Annotated in this window: 4 protein-coding genes; 2 read left to right on the forward strand and 2 right to left on the reverse strand. The window is 41.2% G+C overall.

The genetic code is table 11. The features are described from left to right. Positions 1 to 139 (reverse strand): alpha-L-fucosidase (locus ABF638_RS37355; RefSeq protein WP_435027783.1); only part of this gene is annotated, 139 nt, incomplete at its 3' end. Between the two features lie 8 nt (positions 140 to 147). Between ABF638_RS37355 and ABF638_RS37360 the strand changes: the two genes are divergently transcribed. Continuing rightward, a complete protein-coding gene (locus tag ABF638_RS37360; RefSeq protein ID WP_435027780.1) occupies positions 148 to 327 on the forward strand; it encodes a hypothetical protein in 180 nt (59 codons plus the stop codon). 151 nt (positions 328 to 478) lie between these two features. Here ABF638_RS37360 and ABF638_RS37365 read toward each other — a convergent pair whose 3' ends face one another. Next, positions 479 to 2392, reverse strand: a complete 1914-nt coding sequence (locus tag ABF638_RS37365; RefSeq protein WP_435027781.1) for a DUF3370 family protein — start codon at positions 2390 to 2392, stop codon at positions 479 to 481. Between the two features lie 352 nt (positions 2393 to 2744). Between ABF638_RS37365 and ABF638_RS37370 the strand changes: the two genes are divergently transcribed. Continuing rightward, a partial coding sequence (locus tag ABF638_RS37370) for a metallophosphoesterase (RefSeq protein WP_435027782.1) occupies positions 2745 to 3189 on the forward strand: 445 nt, incomplete at its 3' end.

A 3189-nucleotide genomic window follows, 5' to 3' on the forward strand; every position in this document is an offset into this window, starting at 1 on the left:
TTAATGGTTTACTTGCTGTCTGATTAGGTGTTTCTTCCAAAAGTGGATGCTCCCAAGATAACTCACATCCCATTTGAGAACTATGTCCCCAATGAATAAACATCCCCAATCGAGCTGTGTCAAACCAGTTATTCATCATGGTGAAATTTGGCAATAATTCTGCAAAAGAGAAGGAGAAATAGCTCCCAAGAGCATCTTAGTACATATACAGGTTTTGGTTATTATTATTTGTTGGTGGAGGTGAAAATGCGACACCGAATAGCCCGCCGCAAGCATTGCTCTCGCAAGCGGGGCTATGGGCTGGGTGCGATCGCTCCCTATCTGTAAGTCCTAGCCCAATCGAGGAAAATCGGAGGTAGACAGTAGAGAAGCGGATGCCGTCTGTAATAAGCTAGCTGATGCTGACCTCTATCCTTTGTAATGCCAACTTCAAGACTATTCGTTTTTTTTTGCGTAAAGCACGAGACTTGATCCTAAATCACCTCTTTGTTCTCACCGTCAAAACCTGTGGTGGCGTAGAATCTGGAGGATACAAAAAGTCTATCTGTACTTGTCGCTTTTCACTCGCCAATATCTTCAGTGTCACCAATGGTTCGCCCCTTTGTCCCCGACGCTGTACCAAATGCACATAGCGCGTCTTTTCCACACCATTATCATCGATGTAACGAACCCGCACCGTTCCCCGAAAGAATATTTGTTCTACACGTGGTTTTAAAAATAGCAGTCTATCTGTTCCCCCTTCATCCTTCACAGGAGTCTGTATTGACACAGTTATAGTCTGGGTTTCATTCGTAATATTTCTTAGAGGCAAAGTTAGATTGTACTCAACACCATAGTTACTGTGAGCAAAGTAGGCCGTATCAGGATAACGTTTTAACATTGCTGCACTTTGAATTTGTCCAGTGCTAAGAGTAATTAAATGTACAGTTCCCAAAGGATAGGAAAATGCCTTTCCTGGTGAGGGTATTGTTAACTCGGAAACATTGGGATTGCCCGTAATCTGTGTTTTCCATTGCGTTCCTTGAGATACACCAGCGACGCGACTAAATACCGTTGGTTCTCTAGGAGGGTCAAGAGGTGTTGGAATGGGGTCACGCTTTCCTGCTAAACTACCTGTATCCAAAAGCTCTTGCCACTCGCCTAAAGTAGGTGAAATATTACTATTTTTGACTAAATTTGCGATATAAACTGGACTACTACTTGTCAAGCGCATCATCGTACTACGACCGTTAGAAGAAGGAGCCTGTACTGGTATTGGTAAATTTGCTAAGATTTTAGTTTCTTTCGGTTCTATCACCAGCTTTTCGGGAAAAATCTCTTGCCGAACTCCCCGCAGTACATCATTCATTGTGCGATCGCCTGGCCCAGAGTAAACTGTACCTTGGGGATTTTCAACCATATCAGCTAAAGCAATAAATTGTGCTTCTTTGGTAAGGTAACTAGCTGCAAGTAATACTTGCACTATCACAGGTTCATTTCCCGGATTATGTACAATTATCCCTTGGTATACAGTGCGGCTTTGGGCTGGTGTTTCTGCCCTGACGATATGATGAGCAAATATGTCAAATCTGCCTTCAAAGGGATAATTTAAATGTGCTTCATGTACTTGTTTCCCATCTGGGGGAAAAGTTGATAGTAAAATTCCTTCAGTTGTCACCAGTTCAGGACTATTACTGTTGAAGGTGGGAATAATATCAAGTTTTCCTGGTAAAGGACGTATTTCTTGGCTGTCTACTTCGACTCCAGCAATATATTGTGGGGGAACCGTGTAAATATTTAGCGCCCGACACATTAAAGCCGCAACTTCCCCTCTAGTCGCGCTTTGTAGTGGTTTTAACTGTTTGACATTGGGATAATTGACAACAATACTATTAATCGTGGCTGATGCGATCGCATTTTGGGCATAGTTAGGTATTTGCCCCGCATCGTTAAAATATTGTTGTAATGTCTGCATTGGGCTAGGTAAAGGGCTGTAATTTTTCCCCCCAGCTACAACACCAATGATTTGGGCACGAGGAATTGGTTGGTTTGGCTGGAAAATACCACCCGGATAACCAGAAAAAAATCCTTTTTGGTAAGCGGTAGAAATTGCTTTATTTGCCCAATAATCAGCAGGTACATCTTTAAAAGACGCAGATGTACGTTTCACTGGTGAATCAGGAAAAGCATTTAGCATTAACACTGCTGCTTGGGCGCGTGTCACTGTTGTTTCTGGGCGAAAACTACCATCAGGGTAGCCTGTAATTAGTTTACGCTCTTTTAGTTGTTGGATACAATGTTTTGCCCAATAGCTTTGGGTGTCAGAAAAGGCTAGGGCGTTGGGGTTTGATAGAGTTAAGACAAAAATGGCTACTGAAGTTTTTTTCAGGAGCTTTAATAAACTGATTATCATTCACAAAAGCCGGAAAGCTAATACATCTCGTAAGAATTATATATTCATATATATGTTGCCACTTTTGTTGTGTAATTCTGTAATTTGTAGCAATTACGGCCACTGTCTCCAACACAGGATCTTGTTTTACATTTTCCCTCAGTAGTAGCTTTTCTAACACAAAAGCTCCCAAACTGAATCTCCGCGCTAGATTTCCCCCAACACACCACTGCAATAGCTCACATTAGAAGGACTTTCGGCAGTAAGAGAGAAAATCGATTGGTCTTAGGCGATGGACTGAGTTTCGCTTTTAGAGCGATGTGTAGTTTTTGAATCCACAGCTACACGGAAGTTTGCTCTACCACTAGGGGATGTGCAACTATATCCTGTATTATTTTCAGATAATTTTAGAAAACTTAAACTAATGCTGGCAAAAAAGAAGAGAAGAAAGTGCCTATTTATTCTACTCACTATCAGTGTTAGCTTTTGTTTACTGGTTCTATATGCTTTGATCATTGAGCCGAATCGTTTCGTCGTCACACGTCATCAACTAAATCAACAAATCACTTCTAACAAGAATAGTTTTAAAATTGTCCAAATCAGCGATCTCCATCTCAAACAATTTAATAATCGGGCACAACGGATCGCCGAACAAGTTAATAAACTTAACCCAAACATTGTACTATTTACTGGAGATTCAATTGATCGAGTTGAACAGCTTGATGGATTTGATCGCTTTTTGTCGCTTCTTGATAAGCAAACAGCTAAGGGACTTGCAAGAAAAGAAAATACCAGTCATTCTAGAAGAATAGGAGGCG

This window comes from Nostoc sp. CALU 1950 (assembly GCF_051172895.1).
GTDB classification, from domain to species: domain Bacteria; phylum Cyanobacteriota; class Cyanobacteriia; order Cyanobacteriales; family Nostocaceae; genus Nostoc; species Nostoc edaphicum_A.